This window comes from Lutibacter sp. A64, from assembly GCF_022429565.1.
Classification (GTDB): Bacteria; Bacteroidota; Bacteroidia; order Flavobacteriales; family Flavobacteriaceae; genus Lutibacter.
In genome coordinates, this window is sequence record NZ_CP092487.1 from 1,391,702 (window position 1) to 1,412,395 (window position 20,694).

Consider the following 20,694-nt stretch of genomic DNA (forward strand, 5'->3'; position numbering starts at 1 on the left):
TTTTAATTTAAATCAAAGGCAATTTCATTGTAAAAGTACTTCCAACACCTTTTTCACTTTCTACAAAAATATCTCCTTGATGAATTTCTACTATTTTTTTCACATATGAAAGTCCTAAACCGTGTCCTTTTACATTGTGAATGTTTCCTGTTTCTTCTCTATAAAACTTTTTAAATATATGTTTTTGAACGTTTTTATTCATTCCAATACCTTGATCTTTAATTTTAATAATTAAGTTTTTCGCAGTATTTTCTGTTGATATATCTATTTTGGGAGCATTTTCAGAATATTTTATAGCATTATCAAACATATTTACAATAATACTTGTTAAATGGAATTGATTCCCTAAAATCTCTGTTGAATGTGCTCTTAAATCTGTTTTTACATAACCTCCTTTATCTTTTATCATTAATTCTACGTGCGTTATTGCCTCCTCTATTATGTCGTGCATATCAACTGCTTCCTTACTTACATCTAGTTGATTTTTTTCTAATTTAGAGATTCTTAGCACGTTTTCTACTTGCGCATGCATTCTTTTATTCTCATCTCTAATCATTTTAACATAGCGTCTTACTTTGTCTTCATCAGAAATTATTTTCGGGTTTCTAATGGCATCTAAAGCTAAATTTATAGTGGCAATAGGTGTTTTAAACTCGTGTGTCATATTATTAATAAAATCTGTCTTAATTTCTGAAATTTGTTTTTGCTTTACCAATTGGTATAAAGCTGTAACAAAAGCCAAAATAATAATAAGAATAAAAAAAGCTGATAAAACTAAAATTTTAAATATAGATGAAATTATAAAATCTTTTTTTTCTGGAAAAGTTACAAATAGTTGAAAATTACTATTTCCATCAGCATCAGCAAACATGGGTACCATATAACTTTTACCTGCTTCTTTTCTAAAATAGCCAGATTTTACTTGAGTTGCAAGTCCATTGCTATAAATTCCGTATTTAAAATCTGTATCAATTCCTTTACTTTTTAATTCTCTATCTAAACGATAGGTAATTTCTCTATTACTAACTCTTTTATGCACCGGTAATTTGCTACGTGAAACATCAAAAATACGTTCTAACTGCGATTTTTCTGCTCCATCAAATCTACCAATTTTAACATAACGCTCTTCTGGTGAACTTACATTATCGCCCTGATTGTCAAAATTTTGATCTTTTACAATTACAATTTCTTCTCTGCTAAAAATTTCTTTAAAATCTATAGAATCATTTTCAAAGAATTCTGATGGCACTTTATAATTTTCTTCAATTATACTTTGTGAAAATGTAAAACGCTCATTATTTACAGTATCTAATTTCTCATAAATATAATTTTTAACATCTGAATATTTAAGTTTTCTTCCTTCGTCTTTAAAACGTTCTGTAATATCTATGTAAAACTCGTTAAATTCATGTTCTTTAATGTCTTCTGATACTTTTGCTAAGGCAAAACGCACATTAGAAGTAAATTGTTGTTCGGTAATTTGCACGGTATTTTTAATCCAAAATACTTGAACTGAGATAATACCAATTAAGGCAATGCTCATTAATACTATGATAAGTACAAATACTCTTTTTCTCATTATTCAAAATTAAACATTTAACACAAATAACGTTTTAATTTAACTTTAGTTAACTATAATAATAATTTTTTAACACTTTATTAAGAAATTTCTTATTTTCAAGAAAGCTTCAATAAAATTTTATAAATAGTATTAACTTGAGTTTTTGTATTAAAAAAATTAGAATTATTAATTACAAAATCGGCTTTTTCAATTTTATCTTCATCATTTAATTGATGTTGCATTCTTTCTAAAACTTGTTGTTTTGTTACACTGTCTCTTTTTATTATTCGGTCTATTCTTTCGTTAATATCTGTTACCACTGTAATTATATAATTGCATAATGTGTCACTACCACTTTCAAATAGAATAGCAGCTTCGTAAATTATAATTTCCGATTTTGATTTTTTAACAAAATTCTTAAAATCTTCTCGTACTGCAGGATGCACAAGTGCATTTAAAGCAGTTAACTTTTCTTTATTATTGAAAACAATTTTAGCAATATAATTTCTATTTAAATCTCCATTTATATAAGCTTCATCTCCTAACAGTTGTTTTATATTACTTATTAATTTAGCGTTACTGCTCATTAATTTCTTAGCTTCAATGTCAGCAACATAAGTTGCACAGCGCAACTCTTTAAACAATTCTAAAACAGTTGTTTTACCACTTCCAATGCCGCCTGTTAAACCTATTATTTTCATACACCTCGTTATTTTTGTAATAAAAACTCTATATGTGGTGGGTTAATTTTTAATGAAGAAATATACTCGCTTTTTTGTTTAATTATTGGAGTTAAAAATTGTGTTGTTGTATCGTTTTCATATTGCTTATAATCAAATACTATTAAAAAACTATTTTCATTAATTTTATTAAAATTTGATAAACCTGCTTGAAACACTACCTCTATTTGTTTAGGAAAAGGGTTCATATTAACATCTTCTGGCTGATTAATTATAATTACAGAAATTTTAAAACTTCCTTCTGTAAATTTATCTATTGCCCCTGTTAATTTAACCTTATTTGCTGAAAGTACCACATTTTTAGTATTTTTAGGAATTATTAAGTTTAATTCGGTATCTATATTTTCATATACATCTTCTAACTCCAAACGGGTTGTACTAATTTCTTTAATAGAATCTATGTATTTATCTGGACCCGAAATTACTATAGAATCGGGTATTACTTGTAATTTTTCTATAAAATTATAACCTAGTTTAAATTGAATTTTCGTTTTTGGTATTATTGGTACTTTTTTAGTTTTATTGGTTCCTATTTCAATAAAAATAGTATCTTTTAAAACTTGTATTATTTCAGATTCACCAGCAAGTTGTGCATTTAAGTTTGAAAGTTGAGTATTAGGTAAGATAAAATAATTTGATCCTTTTTTTGATAAATTATTTAAGTTAAAGGTAATTTCTTGCGGTTTAATTTTACGTTTTAATAAACTAAAACCAGTTCCTTTTATTGCTACTTCAACTTTAGAAATGGGTTTAACTTGTACTAATTTATCACTAGATAAGTTTTTATATTCAATTTTAAAAACAGCAGAACTTGTATATGTTTTAGATAATTCTATCAACAACCAAATAATAGATGTAAGTACTAAAAAAAAAATAAATATTTTTGTTTTACGATTATTTTGAAGTGTTAAATCCGATTTTTTTACAACTACTTTCATTCTTTTAAATAAATATTAAATGTACAAAAAAAGAAGCTGTTTAAAAAGTGAAATTTTCATCAACCTAAATTGCCTGCTATAGGCTAACTTACTTTAGGTTCTCATACTGATTAGATTTTCAATATGATTGAATTCTGACATAAATTCAGAATGACTAATTTCTAAACTTTTTAAACAGCTTCTTAAATTCTTTTATACTGTAACTTATTTTTTTGTTACTGGAGCTGAATATTTTTTACTTAATTCCATTGAAATTGCTGAACGTTCAAATTTAATTTTCCCAGCACTTGTTTCAAGAATAACAGTATTATCGCTATCAACAATATCCATTATTTTTCCGTGAATACCACTTGTAGTAATAACTTTAGTTCCTTTTGCTAGTTCTGATTGAAATTTTTTCTCATTTTTAGCTTTTTTCATTTGTGGTCTAATCATAAATAGATAGATCACTACAAACATCAATAAAAAAGGTAACATACCAGTTAGTGAACTTGCGTCTGTTTGTAATAAAATTGTTGAATACATATATTTATATTGTTTTAGTTTTTAACTTTTTTTAACTACAGTTCCTTTAATTCTAATTACTTCTGTAACTTTTTCAGAATTTGTTTGTAGTGTAATAGACTTAGATTGTTTACCAACTCTTCCTCTAGAATTAAATGTAAATTTTAAATCTGCAGATGCACCTGGAGCAATAGGATCTTTTGGCCATTCTGGCACTGTACATCCACAAGTTGCTTTTGCACTTGTAATAATTAAATCTACTTTACCTTTATTTGTAATTTTAAAAACACCTTCTGCTAATTCCCCTTCTGTTAGTTCTCCAAAATCGTATTCTGTAGTATCAAATTCTACAACAGGAGCACCTAAACTTAAAATTTCATCTCTTTCTTTAGCTTTTTCTAAGTTTGAAGTATTAATTTTTGAAGTTGCATTTTCTTTACAAGAAACAAATGCCACACTTAATACTAAAACGAATAATAATCTAAAATTTTTCATAATTTGTTTAAATTTTTGTAAAAATATAAATTTATAATAAACCTCTTCCTATTTTATTTAATCTTTTTGTAGCTATAAATTCTTTTAAAATTTTATCTAACACACCATTTATAAAGTAACTACTTTTGGTTGTAGAGTAATCTTTAGAAATTTCAATATATTCATTAATTGTTACTCTTGATGGAATTGACGGGAATTTTAAAAACTCGCAAATTGCCATTTTAATTAAAATCATATCAATTTCGGCAATTCTTTCGGCATCCCAATTTGGAGTTTTATCGTCTACTTCTTTTTGAAATTCAGTATGATTTAAAATTACTTTTCTAAACAATTCAACAACAAATTTTTTGTCGTCTTCATCTTTATATAAAGCACCTAATTTAAAAGGCTTATTTTCTTTTAACTGATTAATAGATTTTAATACCCAAGTATTTACAAAAGGAATATCATCTACCCAGCTGATATTTTTATCTTCAAAATAATCTGCTAATTTTTCATCTGGCGCAATAATTTCTTTAAATAATGCAGCTACAAATTCTTTATCTGCTTGAAATGAGTCCTTTTCAGAAGCTATATACTCTTTATAAATTGTGCTTTCTTTAGTTACTTTCCAAATATTATTGACATATTCGCTATCTAAAATCCAATAATTTAAATTATTATCTTCTAAGTAGTTATTTAAAGAAACACTTTCTTCTAACAACTTAAAAACCTGATTGTTAATAAATTTTGTATTTGGATTTAACTCTTCTGAAGTTGCTAAAAATTTTTTTTGAGAAATTTTAATATTATTCTTCTCTAAATTTTTAACTTCTACAAATAACCGCAATATTAGTACGTATAGATCTAACATTTTATCTATACTATTGTATAGAAATTTTTCTTCCTTATCAAGGACATCACTTTTAGATTGAAGCATCGCGTAAACCGATTGCATCACTTTTACTCTAATATGTCTTCTATTTATCATTTAAAGAACTTTAAACATTTATTGTTTCTGAAGCGCAAAAATACTATTATTTTTTAGAAATATAATTTGTTTTTGATTTTTTATTCAAAGTTAAATCTATCATAAAAAATCGGCTGTAAATTTATATTCATGTATATTCGTGCCTTAAAATTGAATAGCTCTTTTTTCTTTTATGAAAGCCTTAAAATATTTAAATAAATACTTCTTAAAATATAAATATCGCCTGCTTGTTGGTTTATTTATCACCTTTTGTTCTAAATATTTAGCACTTCAAATTCCTCAGTTAATCAGCCAATCTTTAGATGCTTCACAAGATTACAAAAACGGCATTATTACTGATTTAGAAATTGTAAAAACAGATTTATTTCATAATATTCTACTAATTATTGGTGCTGCATTACTTTCTGGTTTTTTTACATTTATAATGCGTCAAACCATAATTGTAACTTCTAGGTTAATTGAATTCGACCTAAAAAATGAAATTTATCAGCAATATCAACGCTTATCTCTAAATTTTTATAAAAAAAATAAAACTGGAGATTTAATGAATAGGATTAGTGAAGATGTAAGCAAAGTTAGAATGTATTTTGGCCCGGCAATAATGTACACTATGAACATGTTAGTTCTTTTTATTGTGGCCATTGTAAAAATGTATAATATAGACGCTACTTTAACTATTTATACCATACTTCCACTGCCTGTTTTATCTGTTTCTATTTATCTATTAAGTAGAGTTATTAATAAAAGAAGTACAATTGTTCAACAATATTTATCGAAATTAACAGCGAATGCGCAAGAAACATTTTCTGGAATTAGTATTTTAAAATCGTATGGTATTGAACAAAATGCTATTAACGAATTTGATAACCTTGCTTCAACCGCAAAAGAAAAAAACATCAATTTATTTAAAGCACAAGCATTATTTTTTCCTACAATGATATTTTTAATAGGATTAAGTAATATTTTAGTTATTTATATTGGTGGTTTAAGATATCTTGCCGGTGAAATTACAATTGGTGTTATTGCCGAATTTATTATGTATGTAAATATGTTAACTTGGCCTGTTGCCGTTGTTGGTTGGGTTACTTCTATTATACAACAAGCTGAAGCTTCTCAAGAACGTATTAATGAGTTTTTAAAGCACGAACCTGAAATTAAAAACATAGCTAAAACTTCATCAAAAATTAATGGTACTATTGAGTTTAAAGATGTTACTTTTACCTATGACGACACAAATATAACCGCTTTAAAAAACCTAAGCTTCAAACTAAAACAAGGAGAAACATTAGCTATTCTAGGAAATACAGGCTCTGGAAAGTCTACCATCTTAAATTTAATTGCTAGATTGTATGATACCGATGCTGGTACTGTTTTAATTGATGGTAAAAACATAAAAGATTTAAATTTAAATGATCTAAGACAAAATATAGGTTTTGTGCCTCAAGAAGCTTTTCTGTTTTCAGATACTATTAAAAACAATATAAAATTTGGAGATAATAATGCTTCAGATGCTAAAATTGAACAAGCCGCAAAAGACGCATACATTCATCATAATATTGTAGATTTTAACGATGGTTACAATACTTATGTTGGTGAAAGAGGCGTTACCCTATCTGGTGGGCAAAAACAACGTGTATCTATTGCTAGAGCACTTATTAAAAAACCTAAAATTTTAATTTTAGACGATTGCTTATCTGCCGTAGATACAGAAACAGAAGAAACCATACTTAATAACCTCTATAACGTAAGTAAAAATATTACTACTTTAATTGTAAGTCATAGAATATCATCACTTAAAAATGCTGATACAATTATAGTAGTTGAAAATGGCTCAATTATACAACAAGGCACACATAACCAACTTGTTAATAAAAAGGGATATTATAAAGAGTTATACGAACAACAACTTTTAGAAAAAGAATTATAAAAATTACGTTTTAAGTAAATTTATTTTTTAGATTTGTGTAGAAATCTAAAAAAAGATTAATAAAATAGAAAGTTAATTATGAGTGACAAAGAACATTTAGAACAAGAAGAGATATTCTCCCAAGTTCTTAGAGCAGGAAGAAGAACTTACTTTTTTGACGTAAGAGCTACAAAGGCCGAAGATTATTACCTAACTGTTACAGAGAGTAAAAAATTTACACACGAAGATGGATCTTTCCATTACAAAAAACACAAAATTTATCTATACAAAGAAGATTTTGCTGAATTTAACGAAATGTTAAAAACCGCTACTGATTACATTTTAAATGAAAAAGGTGAAGAAGTTATTTCTGAACGCCACCAAAAAGACTTTAAAAAACCATCAGAATTAAGTGGAGAAACTTCAAGTACAGAAAGTTTTACTGACTTAAACTTTGAAGATATTTAAAAAATTATACGTTTATTTAAAACTGCCTAAAGAGTAAAAAATCAGTCAAACTAAACTTGCTTTAGAATGATGATTTCAATTACCTTTTAGGCATTTTTTTATACTTAAATTTCAATGAAAACAATAAAATTAACTTTCGCTTTAATTTACTATTTAACAATACTAAGTTGCGCTCCAAAACAACAACCACTCACAGTTTTACAATTTAATATTTGGCAAGAAGGAACCGTAATAGAAAATGGCTACAATGCAGTTATTGATGAAATTATTAATTCTAATGCAGATTTAATTGCATTAAGTGAAGTTAGAAATTACAACAACACTAATTTAAATGAACGCCTTGTTGCTTCCTTAAAAGAAAAAGGATACACCTTTTATTCAGAAAAAAGTGAAGATTCTGGCATACTTTCTAAATATCCAATTACAGAACAAACAGCTGTTTTTCCATTAAAAAACGACCACGGTTCTATAACAAAAGCTATTATTGATATTCATGGAACAGAAATAGCATTTTACAGCGGACATTTAGATTATTTAAATTGCGCATTATACTTACCTCGAGGCTACCATGGCACCACTTGGAAAAAACTAGAAGCACCAATAACAAATATTGAAGAAATTGAAAAAGAAAACTTACAATCTAAAAGAGATGATGCCATAAAAAACTTTATAAAAGATGCTAAAATGAAATTAAAAAAGGTAGAATTGTAATTTATGGCGGTGATAATAACGAACCTTCTCATTTAGATTGGACAACAGCAACTAAAGATTTATACGACCACAACGGTGTTGTAATGCCTTGGAATGTATCAAAAGAAGTAGAAAAAAATGGATTTATAGATACGTATAGAAACGTATTTCCAAACCCAGTTACACATCCTGGTTTTACATATCCAGCAAATAATCCTGCTATTAATATTGAAAAATTAGCTTGGAGTCCAGATGCCGATGATAGAGATAGAATTGATTTTATTTACTACTATCCAGATACAAGAATTCAACTAAATACTTCTAAAGTTTTTGGACCAAAAGGTGATATTTCAAAAAACAAACGTGTTTTAGAACAAACTGAAGATGTTTTTTTAGAACCCTTAGCTATTTGGCCAACGGACCATAAAGGTGTTATTTCTGAGTTTACGTTGTTTTTAAATTAAAGTAGAAAAATCATATAAAACAAAAAAAACCGACAATTGTCGGTTTTTTTTAATCTATTTATGTTGCTTACTTTTTTTAGTTAAGCTAAAACTTCTTGTACTTTATCTGCAGCTTCTTGAAACTCTGTAGCCGAAATTACATCTAAACCACTATCATCAATTAACTGTTTTGCTTCAATTGCATTTGTACCTTGCAATCTAACAATAATAGGAACTTTAATAGCATCTCCCATATTTTTATAAGCATCAATAACACCTTGGGCTACTCTATCGCAACGTACAATTCCACCAAAAATATTTACTAAAATTGCTTTTACATTTGGATCTTTTAAAATAATTCTAAAAGCTGTTTCAACACGTTTTGCATCTGCAGTACCACCAACATCTAAAAAGTTAGCAGGCTCTCCACCAGATTGTTTAATTAAATCCATAGTACTCATAGCTAAACCAGCACCATTTACCATACAACCAACATTTCCGTCTAAATCAACATAATTTAAACCAGCAGCATTTGCTTCAACTTCAATTTCGTTTTCTTCGCGTAAATCTCTTAACTCAGCTAAATCTTTATGACGGAACAAAGCATTATCATCTAAAGTTACTTTAGAATCTACTGCTAAAATTTTATCGTCTGAAGTTTTTAAAACAGGATTAATTTCAAATAATGAAGAATCTGATTTTACAAAAGCAGTATATAATGAAGTAACAAACTTAACCATTTCTTTTAATGCACCACCAGATAAGCCTAAATTAAAAGCAATTTTACGTGCTTGAAAAGGTAATAAACCTAATAAAGGGTCTATATCTTCTGTAAAAATTAAATGAGGTGTTTTTTCAGCAACCGCTTCAATATCCATTCCTCCTTCGGTAGAGTACATTATCATATTTCTACCTGTACTTCTGTTTAATAATACCGACATATAATATTCTTCTGGCTCATTCTCACCAGGATAATATACATCTTCAGCTATTAAAACTTGATTTACTTTTTTTCCTTCAGCAGAAGTTTGAGGAGTTTTAAGCATCATTCCAATTATCTCTTCAGAAATACTTTCTACATCAGCTAAACTTTTGGCAAGTTTTACTCCACCTCCTTTTCCGCGTCCACCTGCGTGAATTTGAGCTTTTACAACCCACCATCCAGTACCTGTTTCAGCTGCTAACTGCTTTGCTGCGTCAACTGCTTTTTTATGATTATCGGCAACAATCCCTCTTTGAATTCTAACGCCAAAACTATTTAGTAATTCTTTTCCTTGATATTCGTGTAAATTCATTAGAAATAGTATTTATTTTTTTTAATATTAACAAATGTAATAAATCAAAACTTATTTTTTAGTTTCAACAAAAAAAAGATTGTAACAAATTAATTTTCAAACTGTCTTTAAAACATTTAATAAACGAATTATACATTTTTAAAATAAAAAAATACATTAAAAAATATTTGATATTACTTTAAAACTGATAGCATTCAATTACATAAAATAGTAGTAAAAATGTGAATTACTCACTACATTTAAGTATAAAATTTAAGGTTATGAATAATTCAATTTTAAAATCCATTATTTTAATCCCTTTAAGCATTATAAGCGCTCCTATTGCTTTACTTTTTATTCTATCTTATATTGGGTATATTAATTTAATAGTTAGAATATTTATTTCTAATTTTTAAATATAAAAATGTTTTACTTTATTTAAGACTGTCTAATAAATTGTTTATATTTTAGCATCTATTAAATTATTGAATGTGCTATTTTATGAATAAGGTGTTAATTATAATTACATTTTTAAGTTTTACTTTTATTACAGCTCAAGAAACTAAAAAAAACTTAGTAACAAAACGAGTCAACACACCTCCTAAAATTGATGGTATTTTAAATGATAAAGCTTGGCTTAATACAGATATAGCAAAAGACTTTGTAATGTTTAAACCTGCATCAGGCACACTTGAAACTAAAAAAAATAGAACTGAAGTTCGTGTTGTTTATGACGATGAAGCTATTTATTTTGCTGCTTATTTATACGATGAAAACCCTTCAGAAATACCGAAAGAATTTGCAAACAGAGATAATTTTGGTTCTGCAGATTGGTTTGGAATTATAATAAACCCTAATAACGACTCTCAAAACGACACTGAATTTTTTATACAGGCAACAGGAAATCAAGCCGATGCAAAAGCAACTCCAAACGACGAGGATTTTAGCTGGAGTGCTGTTTGGGATAGTAAAGTGAAAATTGTAAATGACGGCTGGATTATTGAAGTTAAAATTCCTTACGCAGCACTGCGTTTTTCAAATTCAGAAGTACAAACTTGGGGGTTAAATTTTCACAGACATTTTAGATCTAACAGACACCAATACACTTGGAATTATATTGATAGAACCAAAGGTGTAATTCAACAATATTCTGGAACTTTAAGTGGAATTAAAAATATTAAACCTTCAACCAGATTAAACTTTTCCCCATATGCATCAACAGCCTATAATTCTTACAATGGAGAAGATGATTTTGAAAGCAATATTGGCTTAGATTTAAAATACGGAATTAACGAAAGTTTTACATTAGACGCCACTTTAATTCCAGATTTTGGACAAACAGCTTTTGATGATTTAGTACTAAACTTAGGTCCTTTTGAAGAACAATATCAAGAACAACGTCCTTTTTTTACTGAAGGAACTGAACTCTTTTCAAAAGGAGATTTATTTTATTCTAGAAGAATTGGAAACACCCCTATAAATTATGTAAATAATGAAACTTTATCTGAAAACGAAACCCTTATTCACAATCCTAATAAAGTGAATATGCTAAATGCTTTAAAGGTTTCTGGAAGAACAAAAGGCGGACTTGGAATAGGTTTTTTTAATGCTGTAACAGAAAAAACGGAAGCTAAAATTAAAGACTTAACAACTGATGAGATTAGAAAAGTTATTACTGAACCTTTAGCAAATTACAATGTTTTAATATTAGATCAACAATTCAATAAAAATTCATCTATATCTCTTATAAATACCAATGTTTTAAGAAATGGAAGCGCAAGAGATGCAAATGCTACTGGATTACTTTACACCTTGGTTAATAAAAAAAACACACATTTTATTGACGGAAGCTTTAAAACCAGTAATATAAGAGAATCTGGAACTAACACAAATGGCTATTATTTTGATACTAGTGTTGGTAAATTTGCTGGTAAAATTCAATATGAAATTGGTTATAGAATGGTAGATGAAAAATTTAATATAAACGATTTAGGTTTTCAAAATACTAATAATTATCAAAAAATATACAGCAGCATTTCCTATCAAATTTTTGAACCAACAAAGCTCTTTACAAATTACACTATTAGCAGTTGGGCAAATTTAAACTATCGAAAAATTGATGGCGCATATATGGACAATGAAGTAGGCTTAAGTTTTAGTGGCACAACTATTAAACAATTTTCTTTCGGAGGAAATATTAATAGCATTATTGGCAATAATTACGATTTTTACGAACCTAGAGTTGAAGGAAGATATTACAAAGACGATCCTGAAATAAATTATAACGCTTGGATTTCAACAGATTTTAGTAAAAAATTCGCCATAGAATCTAGGTTATTTTATAGTCATAAAATAGGACAACCAAGAGATTATATTGAATTAGAAATTGAACCTAGATACCGTTTTAACGATAAATTTAATATGATTTATGGTTTTAATATTGGAAAAGGAAACAGTAGCAAAGGCTGGGTAAATAAATTAGAAGATGGCACCATTATTTTTGGGAACAGAGATAGTAAAAATATTACAAATTCAATTTCTGGAAGGTATAATTTTAGTGTGAAATCTGGCTTATCACTAACATTTAGACATTATTGGTCGCCAATTGAATACGATACTCAATACTATAGTTTAAATGAAAATGGTACACTTTCACCAAATTCTTATTATAAAAACCACGATATAAACTTTAATACTTGGAATTTAGATTTCAGCTATTCATGGCAATTTGCACCAGGAAGTCAACTTGTTGCACTATACCGAAATGCTATTTTTAATGAAGATAATATGTCCGATTTAGATTTCAACAAAAACCTTACAAATTTATTTGAACAACCTAAACAACACAATATTTCGCTAAAACTAATTTACTATTTAGACTACAACAATCTAAAAACTTGGTTGTAATTCTAAATTAATTATGTATTTTCACGCAACTATTTTACACCATGATACAAGCACATAACATACATAAGTTTTACGGAGAATTAGAAGTTTTAAAAGGCGTTGATTTAACTATAAAAAAAGGAGAAGTTGTTGCCATAGTAGGCCCTTCTGGAGCCGGAAAAACAACATTGCTTCAAATTTTAGGCACTCTAGACAAAACCACTGTAAATACAGATACAGCACTTAAAATTAACAATATAGATTTATTAAAATTAAAAGATAAATCGCTTTCTAATTTTAGAAACCAGCACATTGGGTTTATTTTTCAATTTCATCAATTGCTTCCAGAATTTACAGCACTTGAGAATGTATGTATCCCAGCATTTATTGCAAATAAGTCTAAAAAAGAAGCTGAAACAAAAGCTAAAGAGTTACTAAAATTTCTGGGATTATCAGATAGAATACAACACAAACCAAACGAATTATCTGGTGGTGAACAACAACGTGTTGCGGTAGCTAGAGCTTTAGTAAACGATCCTGACGTTATTTTTGCCGATGAACCAAGTGGTAATTTAGATTCTGAATCTGCAAAAAATTTACATGAATTATTTTTTGAACTTCGTAAAAAATTCAATCAAACATTTGTAATTGTTACCCACAATCAAGAATTGGCTGAAATGGCAGACAGAAAATTAGAAATGAAAGACGGAAAAATTATCAACTAAAATATTTTAAATGATTGGAATTATAAGTGCAATGCAAGAAGAAATTCAAGCTTTGTTAAATGAACTTAAAAATGTACAAAGCTCTGAAAAAGGGATGCGTACTTATTATTCAGGAACTTTATTTGATAAAAAAGTTGTTTTGGTTTTTTCTCGTTGGGGAAAAGTAGCTTCAGCAGCCACAACTACACAACTTATAAACGATTTTAATGTTGATGAGATAATCTTTACAGGTGTTGCAGGATCAATTAAAAAAGATTTAAATATTGGAGATATTGTAATTGGAAAAAATTTATTTCAACACGATTTAAATGCGAGTCCGTTCTTCAAAAAATTTGAAATCCCAATCTTAAAAAAAGAATTTCTAGAAACCAAAAATGCTACAAAACTTATAGAAGCAACTACTAATTTTATAAAAAGTTATAGCTCTTACATAGATAAAAAAGAAGCTTTAGTTTTTGATATAACAACGCCTAAAATTGTTTTTGGAGATATTGCTAGTGGCGATAAATTTATTAAAAGTTTAAAAAAAATTAGGAAATTAAACAACGCATTACCTACAGCTATTTGTGTTGAAATGGAAGGCGCCGCAGTTGCTCAAATTTGTTACGAATACAATATCCCATTTTCAATAATTAGAATAATATCAGACAAAGCAAACGACAATGCAACTATTGATTTTTCAAGATTTGCAAATTCTATTGCAAGTTATTATGCTTTAGGGATTTTAAAAAATTATTTTGAAGATTAAACTGAAAATCATGGTTTCATAATTTTTACTTAAATATTTCCAATTTTCTAATCAAATCAATCTTATAAAAACTCACCACTAACAATACAAGAAATTGTTTAAATTAAATTTTGTACATATATTTGTACAAATAAAACACACTGTTATGCAAATTACAACTGTATCGGACTTTAGAAAGGATATTAAAACTTATTTAGACAACGTAGTTAAAAATTTTGAAACCTTGATTATAAATCGTGGTAAAGATACCGGAATAGTAGTAATGTCCCTAAAAGAATACAATTCTTTAATGGCTACAAATCACGAGTTGTCATCTCGAAAAAATGAATTAAGATTAGATACTGCTATCGACAAACTAAAAAACAACGTATCTTTCGAAAAAGATTTAATTCAAGAATAATATGAAATTTATTTTCGTTGACGAGTCTTGGGAAGATTATTTATTTTGGCAAAAAACTGACAAAAAAAAATTAAAGAAAATAAATGAACTTCTAAAAGAAATAGCAAGAAACGCTTTTGATGGAATAGGAAAACCTGAACCATTAAAACATAAATACGCGGGATTTTGGTCAAGGAGAATTGATAGTGAACACAGGTTGATTTATCAATTTGAAGAAGACCAAATTTTGATTGCAAAATGCAGATTTCATTATGATTAAATGAAAATATTGATAAAAATATTACTAAATTCGACAACCGTAAAACTTTAAACTTTTTAACTTTAAAACTTATATTTATCAATAATGCATTTTAAAAACCCTGAAATTTTATACGCGCTAATATTGCTTATTATACCTATATTAGTACATTTATTTCAGTTGCAACGCTTTGTAAAAATACCTTTTACAAACGTAAAATTTTTAAAAAATATTGAGCAACAAACTCGTAAAAGTGCACGTATAAAAAAGTTGTTAATTCTACTAACAAGAATGCTCGCTTTTGCCTGTTTAATTTTGGCTTTTGCTCAACCATATTTTTCAGATTTTTCTTCTGATAAAAAATTTGCTACCAACATTTATTTAGACAATTCTTTTAGCATGCAAGCTAAGGGTGAAAATGGTGAAATATTAAAAAGTACAATTCAAAAAATTATTGAACAAAGCAATTTTTTAACTACAGAATTATCGATCTTTACAAATGATAAAAATTTAGTAAACTTAGACGCAGAAAATTTAAAAAATGAACTAATAAAACTAAAATACAGTCCTAATAAATTAAATTTATATAGTGCAATATTAAAATTAAGAAGTTCTATAGACACTAAAAGCAATACTCTAAATAAAAATATTTTAATATCTGATTTTCAAAACATTAATTTAGAAAACACAAATGACATTACAAATGTAGACTCGTCAATTCATTTTTTAAAAGTCACACCAAAATCTATTTTAAATATTTTTATAGATAGTTTGTTTATAAGCAGTAAGAACACTTCTGAAATTAAACTAAATGTTCTTATTAAAAGTACTAAAAACAATTCAGAAAACGTTCCAGTATCATTACTCAATAATTCAAAATTAATTGGAAAAGCAACTGCTAAATTTAATAATTCTAAAAATGCTAATGTAGAATTTACCATTCCAAATGGCACAGATTTTAATGGTAAAATTTCAATAACCGATACTAATTTAGAATTCGATAACGACTTCTATTTCACCCTTTCAAAACCAGAAAAAATAAATGTATTAGCTATTGGAAAATCATCTAATTTTTTATCAAAAATTTATACTAAAAACGAATTTAATTATACTACTACTCCACTTCAAAATTTAAATTACAATACAATTCAAAATCAAGATTTAATAATTTTAAATGAACTCGAAGAATTTTCAACTGCATTAATTACAAGTTTAAAAGAATTCTATTTTAACGGTGGAAATTTAGTTTTAATTCCTTCAGAAAAAACTAGTATTACATCTTACAATTCACTATTACAAAATTTAAATATTGGCACTATACAAATGCCAATTTCTAAAGAACACAAGATTACAAGTATTAATTATAAGCATCCAATTATTAAAGATGTTTTTGAAAAAAGAATAGACAATTTTCAATATCCAAAAACCAGTTTACATTTTAAAAATAATTTTAAAAATAGCACCAGTATCTTAAAATTTGACAACAATCAACCTTTTATAACCTCTACTTCATCTAAAAATAGTAATTTTTATTGGGTAGCTTCACCTTTAAATAAAGAAATTTCAGACTTTGTACAATCACCGTTAGTAGTTCCAACATTTTATAATTTTGCTAAAAACAGTGCTAATTTTTCTCAATTATATTACACCATTTCACCCGAAACAAATATTGCTATTAAAGCTTCCTTAAAAAAAGATGCTATTTTAAAAATTTCTGATGGCAATTCTGAATTTATTCCACTGCAACAAGTTTTACAAAATAAGGTTACCATCTCTTTAGAAAATACCATTTTAAAAAGTGGTATTTACACAGTCAACAATAAAGAAACACCTATAAAAACAATAGCTTTCAACTATAATAGAGCTGAAAGTGATTTAAACTATCTCGACTTAAATACATTAAAAAATAGCAATAAACATATAAAAATTTCTACTTCAGTTTCATCTCTGTTTAATGAAATTAACAATCAACAAAAAATCAATTGGCTTTTTAAGTGGTTTTTAGCTTTTTCTGTACTATTTTTGTTAATTGAAATGCTGCTATTAAAATATTTCAAAATATGAATTTACTTATAAAATCTGCAACTATTATTGACCCAACTAGTCCGTTTCATAATAAAAATCAAGATATTTTAATTGAAAACGGAAAAATCTCAAAAATTTCAAACTCTTTAGACAATCCTAAAAACTATAAAGAAATTAAATTAGACAATTTACATATTTCTCAAGGTTGGTTTGATACTAGTGTTTGTTTTGGTGAGCCTGGATTTGAAGAACGAGAAACTATAGAGAACGGTTTAAAAACAGCAGCTAAAAGTGGTTTTACCGCTGTTGCTGTAAACCCTAACACTTATCCAGTTGCCGATAATAAATCTGCCATAGAATTCATAAAAAACAAAGGAACTAATAGTGCTACAAGCTTATACCCTATTGGAAGCCTAACAAAAAAAACTAAAAGTGAAGATCTTGCTGAATTATTTGATATGCAAAATTCTGGCGCTATAGCTTTTAGCGATTATAATAAACCAATAGAAAACGCCAATTTATTAAAAATTGCCTTACAATACGCCCAAAATTTTGACGCCTTAGTATTAAGTTTTCCTCAAGACAATTCTATTGCACAAAATGGCTTGGTAAATGAACATATTAATAGCACCAAACTTGGTTTAAAAGGCACACCCGCTTTAGCTGAAGAATTACAAATTACACGCGATTTATATTTATTAGAATATACAGGAGGTAAATTACATATTCCTACAATTTCAACTGCAAAATCTGTAAAACTTATTAAAGAGGCTAAAAAAAATGGACTTAATGTTAGCTGTAGTGTGGCTGCACATCATTTAGTTTTAACAGACGATGAATTAGTTAACTTTGATTCAAATACCAAAGTTTTACCGCCTTTAAGAACCTTAAACGATATAAAAGCTTTAAGAAAAGGTGTAAAAGACGGTGTTATAGATATAATTACCAGTGACCACAACCCTATTGATATTGAACATAAAAAAGTAGAATACAGTAGCGCCAAATATGGAACTATAGGTTTAGAAAGTTTATTTGGAGCATTAAACAACGTAATTCCTTTAGAAACTTTAATTACCTGTTTAACTACGAACCCAAAAAACAGATTTGGAATTGAAAAATCTTCAATAAACGAAAATGAAATTGCGAACCTAACACTTTTTAACCCAGAGTTTAAGTATAAATTCACTGTAAATAACATTTGTTCAATCTCTAAAAATTCCATATTTTTAAATAAAAATATGAATGGAAAAGTTTATGGTATAATTTCAAACAAAAAAGTACTATTATAATTTAATATATTTACACAACTAAAATTTAAAAATTAAGAAATGCAAAATCAAACAGTAAACGAAGGAAAAACAACCGCAATTATTAGCTACATTACTTGGATAGGTACTTTAATTGCTTTTATTATGAATAATAGCAAAAAAAATACTTTTGCAGCTTTCCATATTAGACAAATGATCGGATTAAGTATTTTTTCTCTAATAAATGGATTTGTTATTGGCCGTTTTCTTGGTGTATGGGCTTCAGGGGCAGTAGGTATTGCGTTATTTGTTCTTTGGATTATTGGATTTATTGGAGCAATACAAGGTGAAGAAAAAAAAGTACCTTTAGTTGGAGACTTATTTCAAGACTGGTTTAAAGGAATTTAATATTTATTGAATAACATATTATAAAGTCGCGCCTTAAAAAGCGCGACTTTTATTTTAGCATTATGGAGAAATTAACACTACAATATATCTCAAGAGAACCAAATACAGTTACAGAAAAAACTTCGCTTTTAATACTTTTACACGGTTATGGCAGTAATGAAGAAGATTTATTTTCATTTGCTACTGAATTACCTGAAGATTTAATAATTGTTAGCGCTCGCGCACCACAAAATTTAGGTTTTGGAAGCTATGCTTGGTACACTATAAATTTTACTGCAGATGCCGGTAAATTTTCAGACATACCAGAAGCGCTAGAAGCCAGAGAATTAATTGCCACGTTTATTGATGAAGTTCAAAATAAATATAAAATTTCACCTGAAAAAACATTTTTACTAGGCTTTAGTCAAGGTACAATTTTAAGCTATTCAGTTGCTTTAAATTATCCTGAAAAAGTTCAAAAAATAATTGCTTTAAGCGGTTATATTATACCAGATTTATTACCTTCAAATATAGAAGATAAAGATTATAGCAAGTTAGATTTCTTTATCTCTCACGGAAGCGTAGATCAAGTAATTCCTTTAGAATGGGCAAATAAAGCTCCTGATTTTTTAAATCATTTAAACATTAAAAACAGCTTTCAAGAATATCAAGTAGGACATGGTGTTGCCCCTAATAACTTTTTCGATTTTAAACAATGGATTGAAGAAAGGCTTTAGTTTATTAATTTTTTAAACGTTTATTTTTAATAATAAAAGAATGAATACATTAAATAACATATTAAATTTTGAAGTTTTTAGTATTGGAGACACTACTGTGAAAATCTCAAAATTGGTAATTATAGTACTCACTATTTTTATTATAAAAATCCTTTTATGGGTTATAAAAAAAGCACTTTTCCGTAAACATACAATAACTACACTAGATACCGGAACATCGTACGCTATTTATCAAATTATAAAATACATTTTATATGTGGCAGCTATTGGCTTTATACTTGAAAATTTTGGTATAAAAGTCACTTTATTATTAGCCGGATCTGCCGCTTTACTAGTTGGTGTTGGGTTAGGATTGCAACAAACATTTAACGACATAGTTTCTGGTTTTATATTGCTTACCGAAAGATCTATTAAAATAAACGATGTTTTAGAGGTTGATAATGAAGTTGTAAAAATTGAAAGCATTGGTTTAAGAACTTCTAAAGCATTAGATAGAGATGATATTTCAATTATAATCCCTAATTCTTTAATAACCACAAGTAAAGTAATTAATTGGAGCCATCAATCTCAAAAAACAAGATTTAAAATTGATGTACGTGTAGCTTATGGCAGTGATGTTGATTTGGTTCTAAAAATTTTAGAAGAAAGTGCATTTGAACATCCAGAAGTTTTTAACAGAAAATTAATAGAAGCAAGATTAATTAATTTCGGCTACTCATCTTTAGATCTTCAATTGTTATTTTTTAGTAAAAATGTTTTTAGAATTGAGAGAACTAAAAGTGGAATACGAAAAATTATTAATAGAAAATTTGCCGAAAACAACATTAAAATTCCATTTCCACAAATGGATGTGCATTTTAAATCTAACAATTCTGAAAATCAAATAGATAAAACATAATTTTTATTATTTTTTTAAAACATGATTTTCTAAAGAAAAACAAACAAATTCACCTTCAAAAACCTTTACATTATCTTCATTTAAAACTGAAACTTCAATTACAGATTTTACTTCATTTATTTGTTCTTTATACACAGCTGTAGCTTCTAAAATATTTCCTAAAACTGTTGGCTTTATAAATTTTACTTCAGCTTTTCCTAAAACTACATTTGGTTTATTAATTAAAACCATTGCCGCATAATCTGCTAGACCAAAAGTAAAACTCCCGTGAGAAAGTCCAAAATTATCAACCACCATTTCATCTGTAATTTTTAATTGAACTATGGCTTTTGTTTTTTCAATCGAAATTACTTTTCCAATAAATTTTTCAGATGCTTTTAAATGGGTATTTTGAGAAATTACATTCATTTTTCA

22 protein-coding genes are annotated in these 20,694 nt (G+C 27.4%); 14 read left to right on the top strand and 8 right to left on the bottom strand.

The genetic code is table 11. The features are described from left to right. Positions 1-7: 7 nt before the first annotated feature. The 6 genes from MKD41_RS05805 to nusB form a co-directional block, all read right to left on the bottom strand. Positions 8-1,579, bottom strand: coding sequence for a sensor histidine kinase (locus MKD41_RS05805; protein ID WP_240244496.1), 1,572 nt, complete (start codon positions 1,577-1,579; stop codon positions 8-10). 98 nt (positions 1,580-1,677) lie between these two features. Continuing rightward, entirely contained in the window at positions 1,678-2,262 is a 585-nt protein-coding gene (coaE, locus tag MKD41_RS05810; RefSeq protein WP_240244497.1) for a dephospho-CoA kinase, read from the bottom strand. A gap of 8 nt (positions 2,263-2,270) precedes the next feature. Next, positions 2,271-3,239 (bottom strand): YbbR-like domain-containing protein, encoded by a 969-nt coding sequence (locus MKD41_RS05815; RefSeq protein WP_240244498.1) that lies wholly within the window; start codon positions 3,237-3,239, stop codon positions 2,271-2,273. A gap of 204 nt (positions 3,240-3,443) precedes the next feature. Beyond that, positions 3,444-3,764, bottom strand: a complete 321-nt coding sequence (gene yajC, locus MKD41_RS05820) for a preprotein translocase subunit YajC (protein ID WP_240244499.1) — start codon at positions 3,762-3,764, stop codon at positions 3,444-3,446. A 21-nt stretch (positions 3,765-3,785) separates the two neighbouring features. After that, positions 3,786-4,238 (bottom strand): DUF1573 domain-containing protein, encoded by a 453-nt coding sequence (locus tag MKD41_RS05825; protein ID WP_240244500.1) that lies wholly within the window; start codon positions 4,236-4,238, stop codon positions 3,786-3,788. Between the two features lie 31 nt (positions 4,239-4,269). After that, complete coding sequence (gene nusB, locus MKD41_RS05830; protein ID WP_240244501.1) at positions 4,270-5,208, bottom strand: transcription antitermination factor NusB; 939 nt, start codon at positions 5,206-5,208, stop codon at positions 4,270-4,272. 172 nt (positions 5,209-5,380) lie between these two features. On the opposite strand from nusB, the gene MKD41_RS05835 reads away from it, so the two are divergent. From MKD41_RS05835 to MKD41_RS05850, 4 genes are all read left to right on the top strand, one after another. After that, the gene (locus tag MKD41_RS05835; protein ID WP_240244502.1) at positions 5,381-7,135 is read left to right on the top strand and encodes an ABC transporter ATP-binding protein; all 1,755 of its coding nucleotides are present in this window, start codon (positions 5,381-5,383) and stop codon (positions 7,133-7,135) included. Between the two features lie 78 nt (positions 7,136-7,213). Then, positions 7,214-7,582, top strand: coding sequence for a PUR family DNA/RNA-binding protein (locus MKD41_RS05840; RefSeq protein ID WP_240244503.1), 369 nt, complete (start codon positions 7,214-7,216; stop codon positions 7,580-7,582). A 114-nt stretch (positions 7,583-7,696) separates the two neighbouring features. Beyond that, positions 7,697-8,293, top strand: coding sequence for an endonuclease/exonuclease/phosphatase family protein (locus MKD41_RS05845; RefSeq protein ID WP_240244504.1), 597 nt, complete (start codon positions 7,697-7,699; stop codon positions 8,291-8,293). A gap of 83 nt (positions 8,294-8,376) precedes the next feature. Further along, positions 8,377-8,736, top strand: coding sequence for a hypothetical protein (locus tag MKD41_RS05850; protein WP_240244505.1), 360 nt, complete (start codon positions 8,377-8,379; stop codon positions 8,734-8,736). A gap of 80 nt (positions 8,737-8,816) precedes the next feature. Here MKD41_RS05850 and sucC read toward each other — a convergent pair whose 3' ends face one another. Further along, positions 8,817-10,010 carry an ADP-forming succinate--CoA ligase subunit beta gene (gene sucC / locus MKD41_RS05855; protein WP_240244506.1) on the bottom strand — a complete coding sequence of 398 codons (1,194 nt, stop codon included), beginning with the start codon at positions 10,008-10,010 and terminating at the stop codon, positions 8,817-8,819. 480 nt (positions 10,011-10,490) lie between these two features. Here sucC and MKD41_RS05860 point away from each other — a divergent pair, with 480 nt between their 5' ends. The 10 genes from MKD41_RS05860 to MKD41_RS05905 all read left to right on the top strand — a co-directional run bounded on the left by MKD41_RS05860 (position 10,491) and on the right by MKD41_RS05905 (position 20,280). Next, entirely contained in the window at positions 10,491-12,896 is a 2,406-nt protein-coding gene (locus MKD41_RS05860; RefSeq protein ID WP_240244507.1) for a DUF5916 domain-containing protein, read from the top strand. Between the two features lie 41 nt (positions 12,897-12,937). Further along, the gene (locus MKD41_RS05865) at positions 12,938-13,600 is read left to right on the top strand and encodes an ABC transporter ATP-binding protein (RefSeq protein ID WP_240244508.1); all 663 of its coding nucleotides are present in this window, start codon (positions 12,938-12,940) and stop codon (positions 13,598-13,600) included. Positions 13,601-13,610: 10 nt separating this feature from the next. Beyond that, positions 13,611-14,348 carry a 5'-methylthioadenosine/adenosylhomocysteine nucleosidase gene (locus tag MKD41_RS05870; protein WP_240244509.1) on the top strand — a complete coding sequence of 246 codons (738 nt, stop codon included), beginning with the start codon at positions 13,611-13,613 and terminating at the stop codon, positions 14,346-14,348. Between the two features lie 145 nt (positions 14,349-14,493). Then, positions 14,494-14,748 (top strand): type II toxin-antitoxin system Phd/YefM family antitoxin, encoded by a 255-nt coding sequence (locus MKD41_RS05875; RefSeq protein WP_240244510.1) that lies wholly within the window; start codon positions 14,494-14,496, stop codon positions 14,746-14,748. A 1-nt stretch (position 14,749) separates the two neighbouring features. Continuing rightward, on the top strand, positions 14,750-15,007 hold the full coding sequence (locus tag MKD41_RS05880; RefSeq protein WP_240244511.1) for a Txe/YoeB family addiction module toxin: 258 nt from the start codon (positions 14,750-14,752) through the stop codon (positions 15,005-15,007). Between the two features lie 84 nt (positions 15,008-15,091). Continuing rightward, a complete protein-coding gene (locus MKD41_RS05885; RefSeq protein WP_240244512.1) occupies positions 15,092-17,050 on the top strand; it encodes a BatA domain-containing protein in 1,959 nt (652 codons plus the stop codon). Continuing rightward, positions 17,047-18,300, top strand: coding sequence for a dihydroorotase (locus MKD41_RS05890; protein ID WP_240244513.1), 1,254 nt, complete (start codon positions 17,047-17,049; stop codon positions 18,298-18,300). Before MKD41_RS05885 ends, MKD41_RS05890 begins: the two co-directional genes overlap by 4 nt. Before the next feature lie 39 nt (positions 18,301-18,339). Continuing rightward, positions 18,340-18,666, top strand: coding sequence for a DUF4870 domain-containing protein (locus MKD41_RS05895; protein ID WP_240244514.1), 327 nt, complete (start codon positions 18,340-18,342; stop codon positions 18,664-18,666). 62 nt (positions 18,667-18,728) lie between these two features. Then, positions 18,729-19,382: an alpha/beta hydrolase gene (locus MKD41_RS05900; protein ID WP_240244515.1), complete on the top strand. Its 654-nt coding sequence runs from the start codon at positions 18,729-18,731 to the stop codon at positions 19,380-19,382. 40 nt (positions 19,383-19,422) lie between these two features. Beyond that, entirely contained in the window at positions 19,423-20,280 is an 858-nt protein-coding gene (locus MKD41_RS05905) for a mechanosensitive ion channel family protein (RefSeq protein ID WP_240244516.1), read from the top strand. Positions 20,281-20,286: 6 nt separating this feature from the next. Here the strand turns inward: MKD41_RS05905 and MKD41_RS05910 are convergent, their stop codons facing one another. Continuing rightward, positions 20,287-20,688 carry a hypothetical protein gene (locus tag MKD41_RS05910; RefSeq protein WP_240244517.1) on the bottom strand — a complete coding sequence of 134 codons (402 nt, stop codon included), beginning with the start codon at positions 20,686-20,688 and terminating at the stop codon, positions 20,287-20,289. Positions 20,689-20,694: the final 6 nt, after the last annotated feature.